This window comes from Maridesulfovibrio sp., from assembly GCF_965230075.1.
Classification (GTDB): Bacteria; Desulfobacterota; Desulfovibrionia; order Desulfovibrionales; family Desulfovibrionaceae; genus Maridesulfovibrio.
On record NZ_OZ245945.1, the window covers coordinates 2,625,017 to 2,643,582 of the forward strand.

At 48.9% G+C, this 18,566-nt stretch carries 18 protein-coding genes; 13 read left to right on the forward strand and 5 right to left on the reverse strand.

The genetic code is table 11. The features are described 5' to 3' along the window. Positions 1–100 precede the first annotated feature (100 nt). A complete protein-coding gene (locus tag ACO05Z_RS11915; protein WP_421902398.1) occupies positions 101–253 on the reverse strand; it encodes a hypothetical protein in 153 nt (50 codons plus the stop codon). Between the two features lie 30 nt (positions 254–283). Beyond that, on the reverse strand, positions 284–691 hold the full coding sequence (locus ACO05Z_RS11920) for a winged helix-turn-helix domain-containing protein (RefSeq protein ID WP_421902399.1): 408 nt from the start codon (positions 689–691) through the stop codon (positions 284–286). Between the two features lie 288 nt (positions 692–979). Here ACO05Z_RS11920 and ACO05Z_RS11925 point away from each other — a divergent pair, with 288 nt between their 5' ends. The 5 genes from ACO05Z_RS11925 to thiL all read left to right on the forward strand — a co-directional run bounded on the left by ACO05Z_RS11925 (position 980) and on the right by thiL (position 7,819). After that, a complete protein-coding gene (locus tag ACO05Z_RS11925; RefSeq protein WP_421902400.1) occupies positions 980–2,371 on the forward strand; it encodes an MATE family efflux transporter in 1,392 nt (463 codons plus the stop codon). After that, entirely contained in the window at positions 2,364–3,248 is an 885-nt protein-coding gene (locus tag ACO05Z_RS11930) for a DUF2156 domain-containing protein (protein ID WP_421902401.1), read from the forward strand. Before ACO05Z_RS11925 ends, ACO05Z_RS11930 begins: the two co-directional genes overlap by 8 nt. A gap of 46 nt (positions 3,249–3,294) precedes the next feature. Further along, positions 3,295–4,590, forward strand: coding sequence for an alkaline phosphatase family protein (locus ACO05Z_RS11935; RefSeq protein ID WP_421902402.1), 1,296 nt, complete (start codon positions 3,295–3,297; stop codon positions 4,588–4,590). Between the two features lie 126 nt (positions 4,591–4,716). Beyond that, the gene (locus ACO05Z_RS11940) at positions 4,717–6,840 is read left to right on the forward strand and encodes an ATP-dependent helicase (RefSeq protein ID WP_421902403.1); all 2,124 of its coding nucleotides are present in this window, start codon (positions 4,717–4,719) and stop codon (positions 6,838–6,840) included. Between the two features lie 7 nt (positions 6,841–6,847). Then, complete coding sequence (gene thiL / locus ACO05Z_RS11945; protein WP_421902404.1) at positions 6,848–7,819, forward strand: thiamine-phosphate kinase; 972 nt, start codon at positions 6,848–6,850, stop codon at positions 7,817–7,819. On the opposite strand, the gene trhA is transcribed toward thiL, so the two are convergent. Continuing rightward, positions 7,820–8,479 (reverse strand): PAQR family membrane homeostasis protein TrhA, encoded by a 660-nt coding sequence (gene trhA / locus ACO05Z_RS11950; RefSeq protein ID WP_421902405.1) that lies wholly within the window; start codon positions 8,477–8,479, stop codon positions 7,820–7,822. A 228-nt stretch (positions 8,480–8,707) separates the two neighbouring features. Further along, complete coding sequence (gene thiC / locus ACO05Z_RS11955) at positions 8,708–9,976, reverse strand: phosphomethylpyrimidine synthase ThiC (protein ID WP_421902406.1); 1,269 nt, start codon at positions 9,974–9,976, stop codon at positions 8,708–8,710. Between the two features lie 328 nt (positions 9,977–10,304). Between thiC and ACO05Z_RS11960 the strand changes: the two genes are divergently transcribed. The 7 genes from ACO05Z_RS11960 to ACO05Z_RS11990 all read left to right on the forward strand — a co-directional run bounded on the left by ACO05Z_RS11960 (position 10,305) and on the right by ACO05Z_RS11990 (position 17,274). Continuing rightward, positions 10,305–12,011, forward strand: a complete 1,707-nt coding sequence (locus ACO05Z_RS11960; protein ID WP_421902407.1) for a Na+/H+ antiporter NhaC family protein — start codon at positions 10,305–10,307, stop codon at positions 12,009–12,011. Between the two features lie 136 nt (positions 12,012–12,147). Beyond that, positions 12,148–12,750, forward strand: a complete 603-nt coding sequence (locus ACO05Z_RS11965) for a TetR/AcrR family transcriptional regulator (protein WP_421902408.1) — start codon at positions 12,148–12,150, stop codon at positions 12,748–12,750. A 2-nt stretch (positions 12,751–12,752) separates the two neighbouring features. Then, a complete protein-coding gene (locus ACO05Z_RS11970) occupies positions 12,753–13,787 on the forward strand; it encodes an HlyD family secretion protein (RefSeq protein WP_421902409.1) in 1,035 nt (344 codons plus the stop codon). Then, a complete protein-coding gene (locus ACO05Z_RS11975) occupies positions 13,780–14,694 on the forward strand; it encodes an ABC transporter ATP-binding protein (protein WP_421902410.1) in 915 nt (304 codons plus the stop codon). The genes ACO05Z_RS11970 and ACO05Z_RS11975 overlap by 8 nt, the downstream gene beginning before the upstream one ends. Next, positions 14,691–15,830, forward strand: coding sequence for an ABC transporter permease (locus ACO05Z_RS11980; protein WP_421902412.1), 1,140 nt, complete (start codon positions 14,691–14,693; stop codon positions 15,828–15,830). The genes ACO05Z_RS11975 and ACO05Z_RS11980 overlap by 4 nt, the downstream gene beginning before the upstream one ends. Before the next feature lie 169 nt (positions 15,831–15,999). Beyond that, positions 16,000–16,779, forward strand: a complete 780-nt coding sequence (locus ACO05Z_RS11985) for a DUF4198 domain-containing protein (RefSeq protein ID WP_421902413.1) — start codon at positions 16,000–16,002, stop codon at positions 16,777–16,779. Then, positions 16,780–17,274 carry a hypothetical protein gene (locus ACO05Z_RS11990; protein WP_421902414.1) on the forward strand — a complete coding sequence of 165 codons (495 nt, stop codon included), beginning with the start codon at positions 16,780–16,782 and terminating at the stop codon, positions 17,272–17,274. It abuts the gene before it with no gap. On the opposite strand, the gene ACO05Z_RS11995 is transcribed toward ACO05Z_RS11990, so the two are convergent. Next, positions 17,271–17,957, reverse strand: coding sequence for a hypothetical protein (locus ACO05Z_RS11995; protein ID WP_421902415.1), 687 nt, complete (start codon positions 17,955–17,957; stop codon positions 17,271–17,273). The two genes, ACO05Z_RS11990 and ACO05Z_RS11995, sit on opposite strands and share 4 nt — an antisense overlap. A gap of 270 nt (positions 17,958–18,227) precedes the next feature. Between ACO05Z_RS11995 and ACO05Z_RS12000 the strand changes: the two genes are divergently transcribed. Then, entirely contained in the window at positions 18,228–18,545 is a 318-nt protein-coding gene (locus tag ACO05Z_RS12000) for a hypothetical protein (protein WP_421902416.1), read from the forward strand. Positions 18,546–18,566: the final 21 nt, after the last annotated feature.

Here is an 18,566-nt window from a genome sequence, read left to right on the forward strand (position 1 = left end):
ATTAACCTACCAAGACCTTTTATATCAAGAACAAAAAAAACACCCCCCGCTCCTTATGGAACAGAGGGTGTTTCAGGTAAATCAATCAACGCCTATCTTTCTACTTGCTGCTTCCACCATCTATAGTTGAAACAGTTGCTGAAACTTCGCCGGATGTGTCGACTGTTTTGCAGGCAGCACACGAAAAGCAAAGCAGCGCCGCAAGAATTAAGACAGGTAATTTAACTTTCAGTAAACTCAAATCAAAAAACATTTCATTCTCCTGATGGAAACACGAAGAACTCTACTTCTTTCCCTTCTTCTCCTGAGCAATACGCTCCATATCTTCATCATAAGAAGCAATATTCCAAGGAAATGATTTACGGGCAGTCATAACTGCGAAATTCTCAACTTCCTGCACCCACTGGCGGTAATCTTCAAGAACCCGCTCTCCTAGCGGTGTAAGGCTACAGCCCTTGCGGCCCCGAGTTTTAAGCACGAGGGAATCACCGAGAACTTCTTCGGTATTCTTGAGCCTGCCCCATGCCGCACGATACGACATTCCAAGAGCCTTGGCTGCTTTATTCAGCGAACCCTGCTTTTCAATCTGCTCCAACAGTTGCGCCCTGCCAAGACCAAAAAGCATACCTTCTTCTGTTTCCAGCCATAGATTCAATCGCACCCTAGGACAGAAATTTTCATCGCTCGCCATTATTCAGCCTCCTTATATTTACAATCGCTTTTGGTTCAATCTTTTCGATAATATAAACAAAGCAACTCATAAAGTACATGATTCATACTCATGAGAATAAATCTATAACCCACGCAATCAACCACAAGAGCAAAAATCATATTATAGCTGTTCAACCCTTGCTTTTCCTGAAACTGTAACTAAACTCCTAGCTCCGCAGCCGAATCCGCCTTTCCTCTGATTCTTAAACACCGGATCTGCAATATAAGGCTGACTACGTTTTGAATTTTTACGGAGTTTTTCCCGCTTATGAATATGACCACCGCAGACATGACCAACGCTCCATACAGAACCATATGGAACCTGTCATGGCCGCAAATACTAATGATGCTCTTCCACTTGATGATCGGTCTTGTGGATGTCTGGGTAGCATCCAAACTGGGCCGTGAAATTCAGGCCTCTATGGGCATGATCAGCCAGTCCCTGTTCTTTTTTCTGGTTATCGCCATGGCCACGGCCAACGGTACTGTTGCCGCCATCAGCCAGTCAATCGGCGCGGGTATGATGCTACGGGCAAAACGCTACGTAGGGCTATGCTTCATCATCAGTGCAATATTAGGGCTGGCAATATTCACCCTCGGTTTTCCATACCGTAATGGAATCCTTACTATTTTACAGGTCCCCGATGAGATGCGCTACGTAATGGAATACTTTATTGAGGTATTCCTGTACCTCGTGCCCATCTATTACATGCTGATCATTACCAACGCGGTCTTCCGGGCCCAGAAAAAAGTGATGCTGCCCCTGTACAGTATGATCATTGTCACCGTTACCAACACTATAGGTGACTTAGGTCTCGGCATGGGCATGTGGGGTTTTCCCGATCTCGGCTACAGAGGGCTGGCCTGGGCAACCTTCGGCTCAATAACCATGGGTGCTATCTTCAACATCGCAATCCTTATCAGGTCAGGCGACTTGCGCCGTAAATGTATTGCCCCGCTGCGCTGGATGAAAAGCGCATTCCCATATCTTTTCAAAGTTGCTTGGCCCAGCGGATTGATGCAGCTGGTCTGGCATTCAGGCTACATGGTGCTCTATTCCATCACCGCCAGCCTACCCGAGAACAACGTAATCGCGCTGGCAGGAATGACCGCGGGCATCCGCATTGAATCCATACTCTTCCTGCCTGCATTTGCCTTCAACATGACAGCTTCCATCATCATCGGCCATTACCTCGGAGACGGCAAAGCTGACGAGGCCAAGAAATTCGGGTATAGAATATTGTTTCTGGCTATCGGATTCCTAAGCGTTACCGCGCTACTGCTCTGGCAGGTAATTTATCCGGTAACCTCCATCATCGCCCCGGAACAGGTGGTTCTTGATGAAGCTGTAAACTATCTTTTTTACAACATGCTCGCCATTCCATTTACCCTGACCTCCATGATCATGGCCGGGGCATTGAACGGAGCTGGCGCGACCCTCTACAATCTGTTCATTTTCGCCATCACCGTCTGGGGATGCAGGCTTCCGCTGGCATATGTGCTCGGCCATGAAATTATGAATTCCGCTACCGGAATCTGGATGGCCATGCTCATTTCACAAGGTGTACAGGCCTCTATCATTTTTTACACATTCTCGTGCAGAAACTGGCAGAAGTTCAGCATGATCAAGAAAAACAATAAAAGGACCAGTAATGACTAACGAATTCAAGCCCATTACCCTTGAATGTCAGGATGAATTTGAAAAAGCCCTTGCGGCCTGTCCGCAACACACCTCTGATTTCACCTTTGCCAACATCTGGGGCTGGACCGAGCATTACGGTCTTGAGCTGCGCTGCGGCGAATCAGGCCTTATCCACGTACGCCAAACCAAGCCTGAAATAATAAATTGGGCACCCATCGGAGACTGGTTCAGCGCGGACTGGGAAAAATGCGAACTCATGAACACCCCCGGCACCAAGTTCACCCGTATCCCTGAAAAGCTGGCCCTGCACCTCAAAGAAATCTTCGGCGACAAGATCGAAATCACCGAAAACCGCGACCACTTTGATTACATATATTCCGTACAGGAACTCATTGAATTACGCGGCAACCGTTTCCACAAAAAGAAGAACCTCTACCGCCAGTTCATGAAAAAATACGACTACGAGTACCGCGAAATTACCCCTGATTGCGTGGAAGAAGTTCTTGAAATGCAACTAGAATGGTATCGCTGGCAGGAAGAAAAGAACTTCTCACCCGCCCTCGTTGCCGAGAACGAGGCTATCGCCAAAGTACTCAAGGAAATGGATACCATCAAAAATCTTACAGGCGGAACCCTGCGTATCGACAACCGCATCATCGCCTACACCATTGCTGAACCTTTGGGTGATGACACCATCGTCATCCATTTTGAAAAAGGAAACACATATTTCAAGGGTGTCTATCAGGCCATCAATCAGATGTTCCTCGAAAACAATGCCAGCGACAAAAAATACGTCAACCGCGAACAGGATCTCGGTGAGCCCGGCCTGCGCAAAGCAAAAGAATCATACAATCCCGTACATTTTATGAAGAAATATGAATTGGTTGTATTGTAGTTTGATTTAATGCGCTCCGCGAAACTGACTGTGCGTTAATTTAATTATGCTTTTTAATCAAACTGAACGAAAAAGATTCGTAGCATTGGGGCTGGATGGACTTCCGGCCTCTCTTGCTTTGAAATGGGCTGTTAAATTGCCCAACCTTGGACGTATTGCGGGTAAGTGCGAACCGATCTGTGCCGAATTACCGGAACTATCCCCCGTAAACTGGACTTCTTTTTTTACTGCCCAGAAACCGGAGAAGCACGGTCTTTACGGATTCACTTCCATTGATCCGCAGACCTACACTCTCTCCATCAATAATTTCGAGCAGGTACTCTGCCCGACCATTTTCGATGCGCTGGGAGAAAAGGGTTTGATCAGCAAGGTCATCAACCTGCCTAACACTTACCCCGCCAAACCGCTGCGGGGTATGCTTATTTCAGGCTTTGTTGCCGATTCATTCGATCAGGCAGTTCAGCCTCCCTTCCTGCTCAGCCCGCTTCGCGATACTGGCTATCAGCTGGAAGCTGACACCAGCCGGGGTATCATGGACCCGGATTACCTTTTCGATCAGGTCGCTAAAACCCTTGAAGGCCGATTGAACGCATTGGAATTGCTCTGGAATGACCTTGCATGGGATTTATTCACCATTGTTTTTACGGAAACAGACCGTCTCTTCCACTTCTTTTATCCCGCATTCGAAGACGATAACCATCCCCTTTATCACAAGGCTTCTGAGTTCATGTACAAGTGGGACCGAGCGTTCGGCATCGTACTCGATAAATTCGAAGCACTTCCGGGTGAAAAAAAACTAATTTCATTTGCAGACCATGGCTTCGCAGCCCTCAAAACCGAGGTAGACCTGAACACTTTTCTCATACAACAGGGCTATCTTGAGTACACCCAGCCCGCAAAAGACCAGTGGGATTCCACAATTATTGCCCCATCCAGCAAAGCATTTGCCCTTGATCCCGGAAGAATATATATCCATACATCTGATTTTGCGCATGGACAGATTACCCCTGCGCAAGCAGGAATAATAGCAGGTGAAATTGCTGAAAAACTAAAGCAGCTTGAGTTCAACGGACAGCAGGTAATGGAAAAGGTTCTCACAAAACGTGAAGCATATGGAGACAATCCCATCGGCAACCCGCCGGACCTTATCTGCACAGCCAAGCCCGGATTCGATCTCAAAGCCAAATTCGACCGAGCTGAAATATTCGGATTCCACGGCAGAACCGGGACACACACTGTGAATGACGCATTCTTCTATAGCTCCGACGGGCAGCAGATAAGCAGCATGCACCAAACCGGACAAATCATACTTGACTGGTTCAATATTACTCTGCCAGATTAACAAATTCACAACTAATTCTACATACGAAGCGGCAAAACCCTATTAAAAGTTTTTGAAGAGTGTAGAGAAACTTTTTCCAAAAAGTTTCTTTGCTCCCCGAAGAGCCGCCGGAGGCATATATACATCATGATCGATTTCAAAAATGAATTGAACCCTGCACAGTATGAAGCTGCTACACATCCTCAGGGGCCGGTGCTGGTAATTGCGGGTGCTGGTAGTGGCAAGACCCGTACAATTGTATACCGTCTGGCATGGCTGGTCGAACAGGGCATCCCTCCGGAATCCATTCTGCTGATGACCTTCACACGTAAGGCTGCGCAGGAAATGCTCCAACGAACCGAGCTGATTCTGGGCAGAAATCTGCACGGCACTCAGGGCGGAACCTTCCACGCTTTTGCTTATTCCGTGCTGCGCCAGAATGCTGCCGAAATCGGCTTCCCCAACGGCATCACCCTCATGGACCGTAGTGACTCCGAAGCCGCAGTTAAAGAAGTCAAAGACCAACTGAAATTCGGTAAGGGCGATCGCTCATATCCCAAAAAGTCCACGCTGCTGGATATGATCAGTAAATCGCGAAACAAGGAGCTTTCCATTGATACACTGGTTAACTCCGAAGCCTTCCATCTGGCGACCTACGCTTCTGAAATGGAACAGATTGCCAAGGGCTACGCTATTTACAAAAAACAGCACGGGTTGATGGATTATGACGACCTGCTCTTCTACCTTGAAAAGCTACTGCAAGAGGACAAATTCCTGCGCAATTCCCTGCGTTCGCGCTACCAGTACATCATGGTCGACGAATATCAGGATACCAACCTTGTGCAGGCCCGTATCGTCGGTTTGCTGGCCGGAAAGAACGGCAACGTAATGGCTGTGGGTGATGATGCCCAGTCCATCTATTCTTTCCGTGGCGCAGATGTTACCAACATCCTTAAATTTCCTGAAATTTTCGAAGACGTAAAAATTGTTCGACTGGAGCAGAACTACCGATCCACACAGCCTATTCTCGATCTGACCAACGCCATTCTGGATGGTGCCGAAACCAAGTTTGATAAAAAACTTTTCACCGAGCAGACATGGGGTGACAAGCCGCAACTCATGGTTCCGCTCAGTGATTTCAGCCAGTCCAACCGCGTACTTGACCGGATCATCGAATTGCAGAAGAAGCATGGTCCCGAAGAAGTCGCCGTGCTTTTCCGCGCAGGATATCAGAGTTACGGACTTGAAGTTGCTCTGAAACGCCTCGGTGTAGGCTTCAAGAAATACGGCGGCCTGAAATTCAACGAAGCCGCGCATATCAAGGATGTGCTGGCCTTCATGCGTCTGGTCAGCAATCCGGCAGATATAATCGCGTGGCAGCGCACCCTTGGACACATCAAAGGCGTCGGTCCCAAGACCGCAACAAAGATTGCGCAGGCTGTGATCTCCGCAGACCAAAAGGCTCTCGGCAAATTTACCAAGAAGTACCAGCTACTGCAGGATATTCTGCGAGATCTGGACGGATTACGTAAAAAGAATTCATCTCCGGCAACCTGCCTTGAGATCATCGTGCCACTGTACAGACCGCTGCTGGTGGCTCAGTACCCGGACGATTATCCGCGCCGTGAAGCAGGAATCGAACAGCTCAGCCAGATTGCATCCAACTATGATGATCTGGAATTCTTCCTCACCGACCTCTGCCTTGATCCTGATCAGCACAGCGAGGAAGAGAAAAAAGAAGATGTGGTTACTCTTTCCACCATCCATTCCGCCAAAGGATTGGAGTGGAATGCGGTCATCATCATTGACCTTGTAGAAGACCGTTTTCCTTCCCGCAAATCCATGCAAAAGCCGCAGGAATACGAGGAGGAACGCCGCCTGCTCTACGTGGCCTGCACCCGTGCACGCAAGGAATTGATCATGTGTGCCCCGGCTTCCATCAACCGCAAGAATACCGATTTCTCTGAACCTGCTGTGCCCAGCCCGTTTCTGCGAGAGCTTGATAACGTGCTTTTTGATGAATTGCAGGAATCCTATTCCGGCGGCATGGCAAAGAAAAAGACTGCTCCGGTAAATCCTGCTGCTTATGTTGACACAGCTCCTTCAATCTCAACTTCCAAGAAGCCCTCACCCATGAAACTTGGTCATTGCAAGCACAAGATTTTCGGGCGTGGAAAGATCATCGAGCGCATTGAGCCCAACAAGCTGCGTATCAATTTCCCCGGTTTCGGCCCCAAGGTCATTGTCGAAGATTTTGTCGAGATGTTATAGGAAAATTATGACCAAGCTTAATTCTGAACAAGACTTCCTTACTTTGATTGATGAGTACTTTCCGTCCGAAAATGGCCATGTAACTCTTGGACGTGGCGATGACTGCTCTATTCTGCGTACAGACAAGGACCTGTGCATCAGTAAAGACTTGTTTCTGGAAGATGTGCATTTCCGGCGCTCGTACTTTTCCCCGGCGGACATCGGCTATAAATCCCTAGCGGTTAATATCAGCGACATTGCGGCCATGGGAGGTCAGCCCTGCGGCTTTGCATTGGGATTGATCATTCCGCCCAGTCTGGAAAATGAATTCTGGGAACCTTTCTTTGAATCCATGTCCGCCCTTGCCGAGCAGCACGGACTGATTCTAGCTGGGGGCGATCTTTCCGGCGGTCAGTATCTGGGAGTTTCTGTTACCGTCTGGGGCGAAGCTGCGGGAGGCCGCTTCCTTTCGCGTGGAAATGCTCAGCCCGGTGATGTTTTATTTTTACACGGCCCGGCTGGTATGGCCCGCACCGGATTACTGAGTCTTGAAGAATCAGGTGTTGAATCTACAAAACTTTACTCTGAATCAGTACAGGCGCACCTGCGTCCGCCCATGCGTGTTGCCGTCGGGATCAAGCTGGCCCAGTCGCCTCATGTAAAGGGACTCATGGACCTCTCTGACGGTCTGGCCCGGGACCTGCCCCGTTTTCTAGGCTGCTGCGATGGAGATGTAGGTGCTGAAATTTCACTGCCGGAATCGCAATTGCACGAAGAAATCATCCGCTATGCTGAGAACAAAGCTATTTCCGCTGTGGAACACGCTTTTCTCGGTGGAGAAGACTACGCCCTGTTCGGAGCAGCATCAGCCGATGGATTTGTAGAACTAAAAGCAGCAATCCCCGGCCTGCACCCAATAGGCACAATCACCGGGGACAACAAAATTTTACTCAACGGCAAGGAATACACTGCCGGAGGATTTGATCACTTCTCTAAGTAATTAGCTCCACCCGAGTGCGGTAATATATTTGTACATAACCCAGAAATGGCAGAAGCTTCCGGCCATGACAAAGACATGGAAAATTTCATGGAAGCCGAAGAATTCCGGCCATGGATCAGGGCGTTTCAGGGCGTAGATAACCGCACCGATTGAATACATGATCCCGCCTGCCAGCAGCCAGAGCAAGGCCCCGACCTGCAAAGCCTGAATCAAGGGATATGCTCCTACGATCACCAGCCAGCCCATGGCGAGATAAAACCCAGTGGACAGCCAGCGCGGTGCATTCAGCCAAACCATTTTTGTAATGATTCCAGCCACTGCCATAGTCCAGATCGCAGTAAATAACGACCAGCCCCATGCGCCCTTCAAGCCCACAAGGCAGATAGGCGTGTATGTTGCGGCGATATAAATGTAGATCATGGAATGATCGAGCTTGCGCAGCCACATTATGCCCTCTTTGGAAAGAGGCAGCCAGTGGTAGAGAGTACTGGCAAGGTAGAGCAAAACCATTCCCCCGCCAAAAACCGAAAAAGTGACCACATGCATCACGCTGGTTGGATTAACCGAGGCAATCAGCAATGCGACCAATCCGACGATAGCAAGGCAGAAACCTATAAAATGAGTTAACCCGCTCATGGGTTCGCGTACATATTGCAGCATAACATCCCGTCCTTGAATGGCGAATCTGATAGCATCTTGGGCCCCGACATTTTTTCCGGAAAAACAGCTTGCAGAGAATTCTGCAAAAAGCGGGCAAAAGCTCATATTCAAACGATCGTTTAAAAAACAATATGTAACATTACACAAAAAAAGCCCGTAACACCAGCGGTGTTACGGGCCATTATCATCTATAAAACGTACAGAGCGGCTCTAATTATTTAATCAGGACTATTCGGAAAGCATGCGTACTGCGCAGAATTTTCCACACATAGCGCATTCTTTTTCATCTTTGTGATCCTTTCTACGTGCGCAAGCCAGAGCGGGGTCGATTGCCAGTTCAGCAATGCGGTCCCAATCCAGTTCCTTACGTGCAATAGAAATATCTTTGTCACGCTGAACAGCATCCTTACGACCAAGTCCTACTTCACCGCACTGGGCAGCAACGAGAGAAGCTTTGACACCGTTCCAGACGTCGTCAATTTCGGGCAGGGTCAGGTGCTCTGCGGGGGTCAGGTAGCAGAGGAAGTCCACACCGTTCATAACAGCGATGGCACCACCGATAGCACCGGCAATGTGGTCATAGCCGGGAGCGGAGTCAGTTACCAGAGGTCCGAGGACGTAGAGAGGAGCGTTGTAGGTAGCAGCCTTGATGCCACGGATCTGTGCTTCAACGAGGTTCATGGGCACGTGGCCGGGACCTTCGATCATTGCCTGTACGCCAAAATCGTGAGCGCGCTTGGCAAGCTTACCGAGCATGAGAACTTCTTCCCACTGCGCTGCATCGCCTGCATCTTCACCGGCACCGGGACGGAGGCCGTCACCGAGACTCAAAGTAACGTTGTGCTTGAGGCAGATTTCAAGAAGACGGTCATAGTTGGTGAGCAGGGGGTTTTCCGCATCATGGTCACGCATCCAACGAGCAAGAATGGAACCGCCGCGAGAAACGATTCCCAGCAGACGTTCGCCTTCTTCAGTTGCCCATTCTGCACCACGGCGAGTCAGGCCGCAATGCAGGGTCATGAAATCTACACCCTGTTCAGCTTCTTTTTCCACTTCTGCAAAAAGTTCATCAATGGAAAAACCTGCGGGGTCTTCGTCACGTGCAACATACTGCTGCGCCATAGCATAAATGGGAACAGTACCCAGAGGCAGGGGGCAGCTATTGAGCATATCGGTCCTGATTCCGTCAAGATCACCGGCAGTGGAAAGGTCCATCACAGCGTGTGCACCTGCTTTCCATGCGGCATCAAGCTTCTTCATTTCCTTTTCACGGTCATTCTTAAAAGGAGAAGTACCGATGTTTGCGTTAACTTTTACCTTTGCGGGCTGCCCGATAAGGGTGGGAGTTACATTCTTGTGGTTGGGGTTCCCGAGCAGAACCATAGTCCCATCTTCAATGCCCTGAATAATGGTCTCTTTGGAGAGCCCTTCGCTCTTGCAGAGTTCATCAATGCTGGAATCAAATATGCTTTTGAGAGCTTTATTTTTTGAAAACATCTGATTTCCTTATACGTTATTTAGGATTGTGCATTTTTCGTATTATCAATGGTGTCTGTACAGGCACTGTCCATACCCCAAATTGTCACTGGGTACAATGAGACTTTTTAACCCGAAATTAAATAAGAGTACAACTTCCTGCCGACTTAGCTCTACTCTGCTCATTACTCTTTCATTAATTCTCTACGCTTAAAGTCTGTCATTTCAGAATTTTATCATGGAAAATTAAACAGATACAAAATCAAATTTGCGTTTATGGGAAAATTCTAGTAGATCAGCAGATCATATTTTTTTTGCGACACATAATATTTCAAGGGGGAAATTTAATATGCGCAATTGGAGAGGACTGTTTTTACTAACAGTTTTATTTACACTGCTCTGCCAGCCTGCGTTTGCGGCTGACTCCAGTCTCGGACCGGTAAATGCCAAAGTGTTCGGTATGTTTACACTCATTCCGCCGCTGGTGGCTATTGTTTTGGCATTCATTACCAAAAACGTTGTTCTGTCACTTTTCATCGGTGTTTTTTCCGGTGCTTTCATGCTCGAAGCCAAGGGCTTTGACATTTACAACGGCTTTGTTGGCGGCTTCCTGCGCCTGTCCAACGAAATCCTCGGCTCTCTCGCTGATTCATGGAACGCAGGTATCGTACTTCAATGTCTCGCCATCGGTGGCCTTATTGCGCTGGTTTCCAAAATGGGTGGTGCAAAAGCAATCGCAGATGCTCTGGCTAAAAAAGCAAAAAGCCCCCGCAGCTCCCAGTTTGTTACTTGGGTACTCGGCCTTTTCATCTTTTTTGACGATTATGCAAACTCCCTCACCGTCGGCCCCATCATGCGCCCGGTGACTGATAAAATGAAGGTTTCCCGCGAGAAACTCGCTTTCGTTATCGACGCCACCGCAGCACCCATTGCCGGTATTGCACTGATCTCCACCTGGGTTGCCTATGAAGTCGGCCTGATCCGTGACGGCCTGCAGGGCATCGGCTACACCATGAACGCATACGGCGTATTTGTGGAAACCATTCCTTACCGTTTTTACAACATCCTTATTTTGGTCTTCATCCTCGCTACCATCTGGTTCATGCGTGAATTCGGCCCCATGTACAAAGCCGAACAGCGTGCCCGTACCACCGGTAAAGTTCTTGACGATAACGCCAAGCCCATGGTCGCTGATGAAGCAACAGAACTGCAGCCCGCTGAAGATATCGAACCCAGCATCTGGTACGCAATTATCCCCATCGGAACCCTGATCGTTGCAGCTTTTCTCGGCTTCTATTTCAACGGTTACAATGGAATTATGGGCGGAGACGATGCTGCGTTGAAGCAGATTTTCGAAGATGCTCCCATGAGCTTCGTAGCCATCCGTGAAGCTTTCGGTGCTTCCGACGCTTCCGTTGTTCTTTTCCAGGCAGCACTTATCGCCGGCGTTGTGGCTCTGGCCATCGCCATCGGCAAGCGCATCCTGACTGTGGACGAAGCACTTTCCACTTGGGTACAGGGTGTTAAATCCCTGAACATCACCGCAGTTATCCTGCTGCTGGCATGGTCCCTTTCCGGTATCATCAAGGAACTCGGAACCGCCGCTTACCTCGTAAACGTGCTTTCCGACACCATTCCGACCTTCCTGCTGCCTTCCATCATCTTTGTGATGGGTTCCATTATCTCCTTTGCAACAGGTACTTCTTACGGAACCATGGGTATCCTCATGCCGCTCTGCATCCCGCTGGCTTTCGCGCTGGTACCCGAGCAGGGCTACGTAATCCTGAACATCGGTGCGGTTCTCACCGGAGCCATTTTCGGTGACCACTGCTCCCCCATCTCGGACACCACAATCCTGTCCTCCATGGGTTCCGCATGTGACCACATCGACCACACCAGAACCCAGCTGTTCTACGCCATCCCCGTAGCAATCATCTCCATCCTGTTCGGTTACATCCCCGCAGGACTCGGAATGCCCGTACTGATGGTACTGCCCATCGGAGTCCTTGCTGTACTGGCAACAGTAAGATTCCTGGGTAAGCCTGTTTCGAACTAATCGAATCAGCATATAAGTAATTATAAATCCCTCCCTCCGATTTGATTCGGGGGGAGGGATTTTATTTTGCCCTATTGACACAATAATTATTTCAAAGTTAAAGTGAATTCACATTCACATATTTGGAGAATATAAATTGAGTAAAAGAATGGATCGCCTTTCAAGGCGCGAACAGATTGCCGAAGAAGCCCTTAAGCTCGCAGCCAAAGGAATTTCTGCCATTACCGTGAGTAATGTTGCCAAGGCCTGCGGCATTGTACCCGCAGCCCTTTACCGCCATTACAAAAACAAAGACGCAATATTCGATGGAGTGCGAGAACTTATCCGTAAAAAACTCATCGACAACGCCAAAACCGCTATGGATGAAGGAGAGACTCCCTTGGATGTGCTGAAACAACTGGCCCTGCGTCATGCGGACCTGCTGCACAAACATCCCGGTATCCCGCGCCTGCTGTTCTCGGAAGCCGCTCTGGAGAAGAATTCCATCCGCCGCAAGGCTCTCTATTCCCTGCTAACTGAGTACCGCGCCGCTGCCGGGGAAATAGCCACCAAAGGGCAGGAACTGGGCCAGATCCGCAAAGATGTAGATCCTGCGGATATTGTTTTCATGCTACTAGGTACCGTAGTTCCTCCTTCCTTTCTCTTTCATATTTCCAGCGGTGAATTTGATCCGCGTGAACAAGTGAGGCGCAACCTGCAATTGTTTGAAGAAACAATCGCCGTGAAAAAGGAGAACTGACGATGAAATCCGGCCTGAAATTTTCATATGTCATCGTGGCAATCCTGCTCTCCACCCTGCTCTGTGGATGCAATGAGACGGAATCAAAGCTCTGGCAGGGATATGTTGAGGGGGAATTCGTATATGTTTCATCACCGCTAAGCGGACAACTAGATGAAATCAGCGTGCGTAAAGGCCAGACAGTCGTTGCAGGACAGCCGCTGTTCACCCTTGAGCGGGAATTCGAACAGGCGGGCGTTGCTGAAGCTGAAGAAAATCTGGATAAAATAATCAGCGACCTCGCAGACAAACGCAAAGGAAGAAGGCCTTCAGAAATTGCCTCCATTAAAGCCAGACTGAGGAAAGCAGTGGCCGCAGAAAAACTTGCGTCCACAGAATACAAACGCCGAGCAGCCCTCTACAGCTCCAGAACTATTTCCGAAGAAGAACGCGACCAGGCTCGCACTGATTACGAACAGGCCATTCAGCTGGTGAAGGAAATCAAATCCGAACTCAAAACAGCCACTCTCGGTTCCCGCAGTGATGAAATCAGTGCGGCGGAATCATCGGTGAGAGCAGCACAGGCAAAGCTTGAACAGGCTCGCTGGAACTATGATCAAAAAGCACAATCCGCGCCCCGCACAGGTTTAGTCTTTGATACCATCCGCTATCGAGGGGAATGGGTTGCAGCCGGGAATCCGGTCCTTTCAATCCTGCCACCGGAAAACCGCAAGGTCCGCTTTTACGTGCCGGAACAGATTGTCGGCGGCTTCAAGATCGGCGAAAGACTACTAGTCAATTTCGACGGACTGGCAGCACCTATCCCGGTTACCCTGAACTATATTTCAGCGCAGGCCGAATATACGCCTCCGGTTATCTATTCCAGCCAAAGCCGAGCCAAGCTGGTCTTCATGCTCGAAGCTGTTCCATCGAGAGACAAAGCTGTGCTGTTCAAGCCCGGTCAACCCGTTGATGTGAGCAGAACAGAAGAGGGGTTCATACTTGAGAACGGCTTCTTCGCCCGCATTAAAAACTACTTCCGGAGTAACAATGGGTGAACAGACTGTCATAGACGTCTCCGGTGTGACCAAATCCTTCGGCCCCAAGACCGTGGTCAAAGGGCTGGATATGCAGGTCCGCAGGGGTGAGATATTTGGATTCCTTGGCCCTAACGGCTCCGGAAAGACAACCTTCATCCGCATGCTCTGCGGCTTGCTGCGCCCGGATTCCGGTTCCGGCACCTGCCTCGGCTATGACATCATTAACGAAGCTGAATTCATCAAACCCAAGGTGGGCTACATGGCCCAGAAATTCAGCCTTTACGGTGATCTGACCGTAAAAGAAAACCTTGATTTCCTTGCCCGCGCATACCAATTGCCCAACCGCCGGAAGCTTGTGGATGAAGCAATCGAACGCATGAACATGGGCAAGTTCACCAACCAGCTTGCCGGATCACTCTCCGGGGGCTGGAAACAGCGTCTGGCCCTGACCGGATGCACCCTGCACAATCCGCAGCTACTACTCCTTGATGAACCCACCGCCGGGGTGGACCCTTCCGCCCGCCGCGATTTCTGGGACGAAGTGCACAACCTTGCCGCCCAAGGTATCACCGCACTTATTTCCACCCATTACATGGATGAGGCTGAACGCTGCCATCGTCTGGCATACATCGCATACGGAGACCTGCTAGCAAAAGGCACGCTTGACGAACTAGTCAGCAATTCCGGTCTGCACACGTGGACTCTAAGCGGGCCGAATTTAAATGAGCTAACCCCGAAATTACGCGCCAGTGAAGGGATTGATCAGGTAGTTGCCTTCGGTAACACCCTGCACATCAGCGGACGCGACAACGCTTTAATCGAAAGAGGAATCCGTGCCCATGCCGGAGCTGAAAACAAATTTGAGCCTTGCGAAACAAGTCTTGAGGAAGTCTTCATCGACCTCATGCGGGGGATGAATCCATGAGTTGGCGCTTGTTCTCATTCAAACGGTTTATGGCAATGGCAGGGAAAGAATTCATCCAGATGCGCCGGGATAGGCTGACCTTTGCCATGATGATCGGCATTCCGCTGATCCAAATTATCCTCTTTGGATTCGCCATCAACTCCGACCCGCGCCACCTGCCCCTTGCCATTCTTTCTGGGGATAATTCCCGCTATTCGCGCTCAATCGTAGCCGGAATGCAGGCCAGTTCCTACTTTGACGTCGACCGCTTTATCAATTCGCGAGCCGAGGCAAAAAGGTTGCTGGAGCTGGGCGAAATACAATTCGTACTGACCATCCCCCAACAATTTGGACTGGAAATTGAGCGAGGGGAACGCCCGGTACTGCTTCTGGAAGCAGATGCCACCGACCCCATGGCAACGGGCAATGCTGTAAATTCCATGCGCGAAATCATAAACAGGTCCTTAGCGCGGGACCTGAAAGGTTCACTCAGTTACCTGCTACCCAAAGAAAGCGCCGTAGACCTGCGCATCCATGCTGATTACAACCCGGAAGCCATCAGCCAGTACAACATCGTACCCGGCCTGATGGGAGTAATCCTGACCCTGACACTGGTCATGATCACCTCGCTGGCAATCACCCGTGAAACCGAACGCGGAACCATGGAAAACCTGCTGACTACTCCAGTGCGTCCCCTGGAAGTAATGATGGGCAAGATCATCCCCTACGTCATGGTCGGCTACATACAGATGATGCTGATCATGGCGGCATCCATTTTCCTTTTCCACGTCCCCATCAACGGCAACCCGCTAATTGTGTTCACATACTCAGCCATTTTCATCGCCGCGAACCTGACCGTAGGAGTGACCATCTCAACCGTAGCCCGCAACCAGTTGCAGGCCGTACAGATGTCCATATTCTTCTTCCTACCCTCGCTACTGCTCTCCGGCTTCATGTTCCCCTTCCGGGGCATGCCCGACTGGGCCCAAAACCTAGGCTCCATCCTACCGTTAACTCACTACCTGCGCTTAGTGCGCGGAGTATTGCTCAAAGGAACAGGCTGGGAAGAATCCCTTTACCACCTCTGGCCCATCGTGGTTTTCTGGATAATTGTAATTGTTGTTGGGTTGAAGAGGTATCGGCGGACTTTGGATTAATATAACCACTTCAAAAAATAAATTCAGTGTAATCAGCCCTCACCCCGTGAGGGCTTTTTTACGCCCACCATCCAACACCAACCTAATTTAAATTTCAACATTGACATATTTTTTTAAAATCCGTAGCACATAGACACAATCAATCTATAAACTTTAATCGGAGTTTGTCATGAAATTCATCAAACCAACCACACTCGTACTGTCTTGTCTGCTCGCGGTTCTGTGCTGCTCAACCGCATTTGCCCATGAATTCATCATTAAGCCTGTGCAGCTGACCGCTGAGAAAGACCATGTTGTGCCTTTCAGCGTCGTATCTGCACATGTCTTCATGATCAGCGAAGAAATGGAACCGATCAATGAGGTTGAAACCAAGCTTATTCTGGGCGGTAAAAACACTCCCTTGAAGCTGGCACAAAATGAAATGCTCATGACTTTGGACGGGCAGATCACCCCTAAAGCTGAAGGTACCGCTATCATTGCCGGACATCGTAATGGCATGATCTGGACTCAGACCACTCAGGGTTGGAAACAGCAGTCCAAGAAAGGCTTAAAGGGCGTAATCAGAAGCGGAAAATATGAAAAATTCTGTAAGACCTTGATCACAGTGGGTAAAGCTGACGGCAGCTACAAAAAGGCTGTGGGCCACAAGCTTGAAATTATTCCCATGAGCGACCCCACTCTGGCTAAAGTCGGTGATGAAATCGAATTCCAGACCCTGCTGGACGGTAAGCCTGTTTCTGTTGAGAGCATAACCGCCACTTATGACGGTTTCAGCATGAATCCCAACACTTATGCTTACTTTACCGAGCCTTATGGAAACGGCCTTGCAAAGGTAAAAATCAGCGCTCCCGGAACATGGATGGTTCGTGCACAGTATAAAAACGACAAGCCCACTGCAGACTATGACAGCCATGTCATGCGCGCAGTGCTTGTTTTTGAAGTAAAGTAAATGAGATTATTCAAGATTCTTCCGGTCGTAACACTCGTTGTGGCCGGAATTCTATACCTCAGCAATATCGCGTGGGCGCATGGGGTCGCTTATGAAATGGTCGAAACCTCACCGGCCGTGACATTCAAATCCGGCTTTTCATCCGGAGACCCCATATCCTACGGACAGGTACTTATTTACGCACCGGATAATGCTGAAGTGGAATTCCAGAACGGGCGAACAGACAGGAACGGGGTATTCTCCTTCCTGCCTGACCAACCCGGTGTATGGAAAGTGGAAGTTGACGGCGGACTGGGCCACAAACTTATTTTTGATGTGGAAGTCGCCGGATCAGATAAAAACGAACTTGCAGCCCATAAAAAAGAAGCCCCATTGCAGGGATCTATTGAGATCAGGGCATTGCTGGGAATAAGCCTGATTTTCAACCTTTGTCTTGCCGCATCTTACCTCCGGGCAAGACGAAAGGTTACGGCGATGAAAAAAATTGATGGCTAATCCTGGTAATAACCGGGAAATATGTACACCCCATTAGCCTGCATCCAGAAGCCCTGTTTGCCATTTCTACTTGTGTACAACCTGCTGAGTCCCGCACGGATGTATACTTCCTCCCCTCCGGCGAGCAGGGCTTCCAATTCATCCAAGCGCCCCTGTTGCACGTAATCCATTGCCATGCGGTGAAAACACAAGTCCGCAATGGGAGTATGGCGAAACCTTACACCTGCCTTATCGGAAAACCCAAGACGCAGTTTTAACCCTTCAGCGGATTCCACCACTGAAACACTCACGGATTTGGGGTCAATTCGAATAGTCCTAATGGAATGCGCACAAGGCGACTCAACAGGTACACACCGGTTCTTCGGTGTAATTAGCCCTTCAAATGCTTCTTCCATTGAATCTACGGCACTGCGTTCCAGCAAATCTTTAAAAGTATCCTCATCAACGCAATCAAGCCAGACATCATTCTCAAAAGTACAATCCTCTACATGAGGAGAATCGGCATCTTCATGGGGAACAACATCAGCAGAAACTATTATGCCCGGACGGATATTCCTGAATTCGACAAAATCCAGATTTTCATAAGGCAAGGGACGATAACATGTGCAGTCATCCTCATCCAGCAGGGCCATACAAACGTTATCGCTATCATTAAATCGCGTTAAATCAGTCAAAACCAGCATTAAAAAATCCTTTATCTCAAAAAATAAGAACAGACACCCTCGCTCCTGCATAGAAAGCACAAATAATCAAAAAAAGTCAAGCACATCAGTGCTCGAGAGGTCTCCTAACTAAAACTCAATAACCATAGATCGAAAAACAATTACTTATAAAATACACAGGGTTGATCCAGATCAATGAACACCCCCATCAAAGTCATTAAACATAAGAACAAGCTAAAAAATACTTATACATTTTTACACAAATCAACTTAAAGACCAAAGGAGTATCCCATGCAGGCAACTGGCGTAAATAAACAGGAACAGAAAATAGAAGTCATGGCAGACATACTTTCCCAACTCCACAGCGGGGCAAGCAAGCTATCCCTCAAAGGAGCTTTCAGACTAGGCATCAAGGAAACCCTCGCAAATCAAGGATTTAACAGCTGGAAGGAATTGGCTGATAAGCCCATAGCCATTAAGAAAACTTTTTTTACCAAACTACTTGATGAATCCATGATCCACCTTTTGAAAATGGGATTTCCTAAAGAACTGGAAAAAGAAGCACGAAACGCCCTGACAAAGGAAAATGACAAATTCCTACATAACTAAAAATTAAAAAGCGGAGCCGTA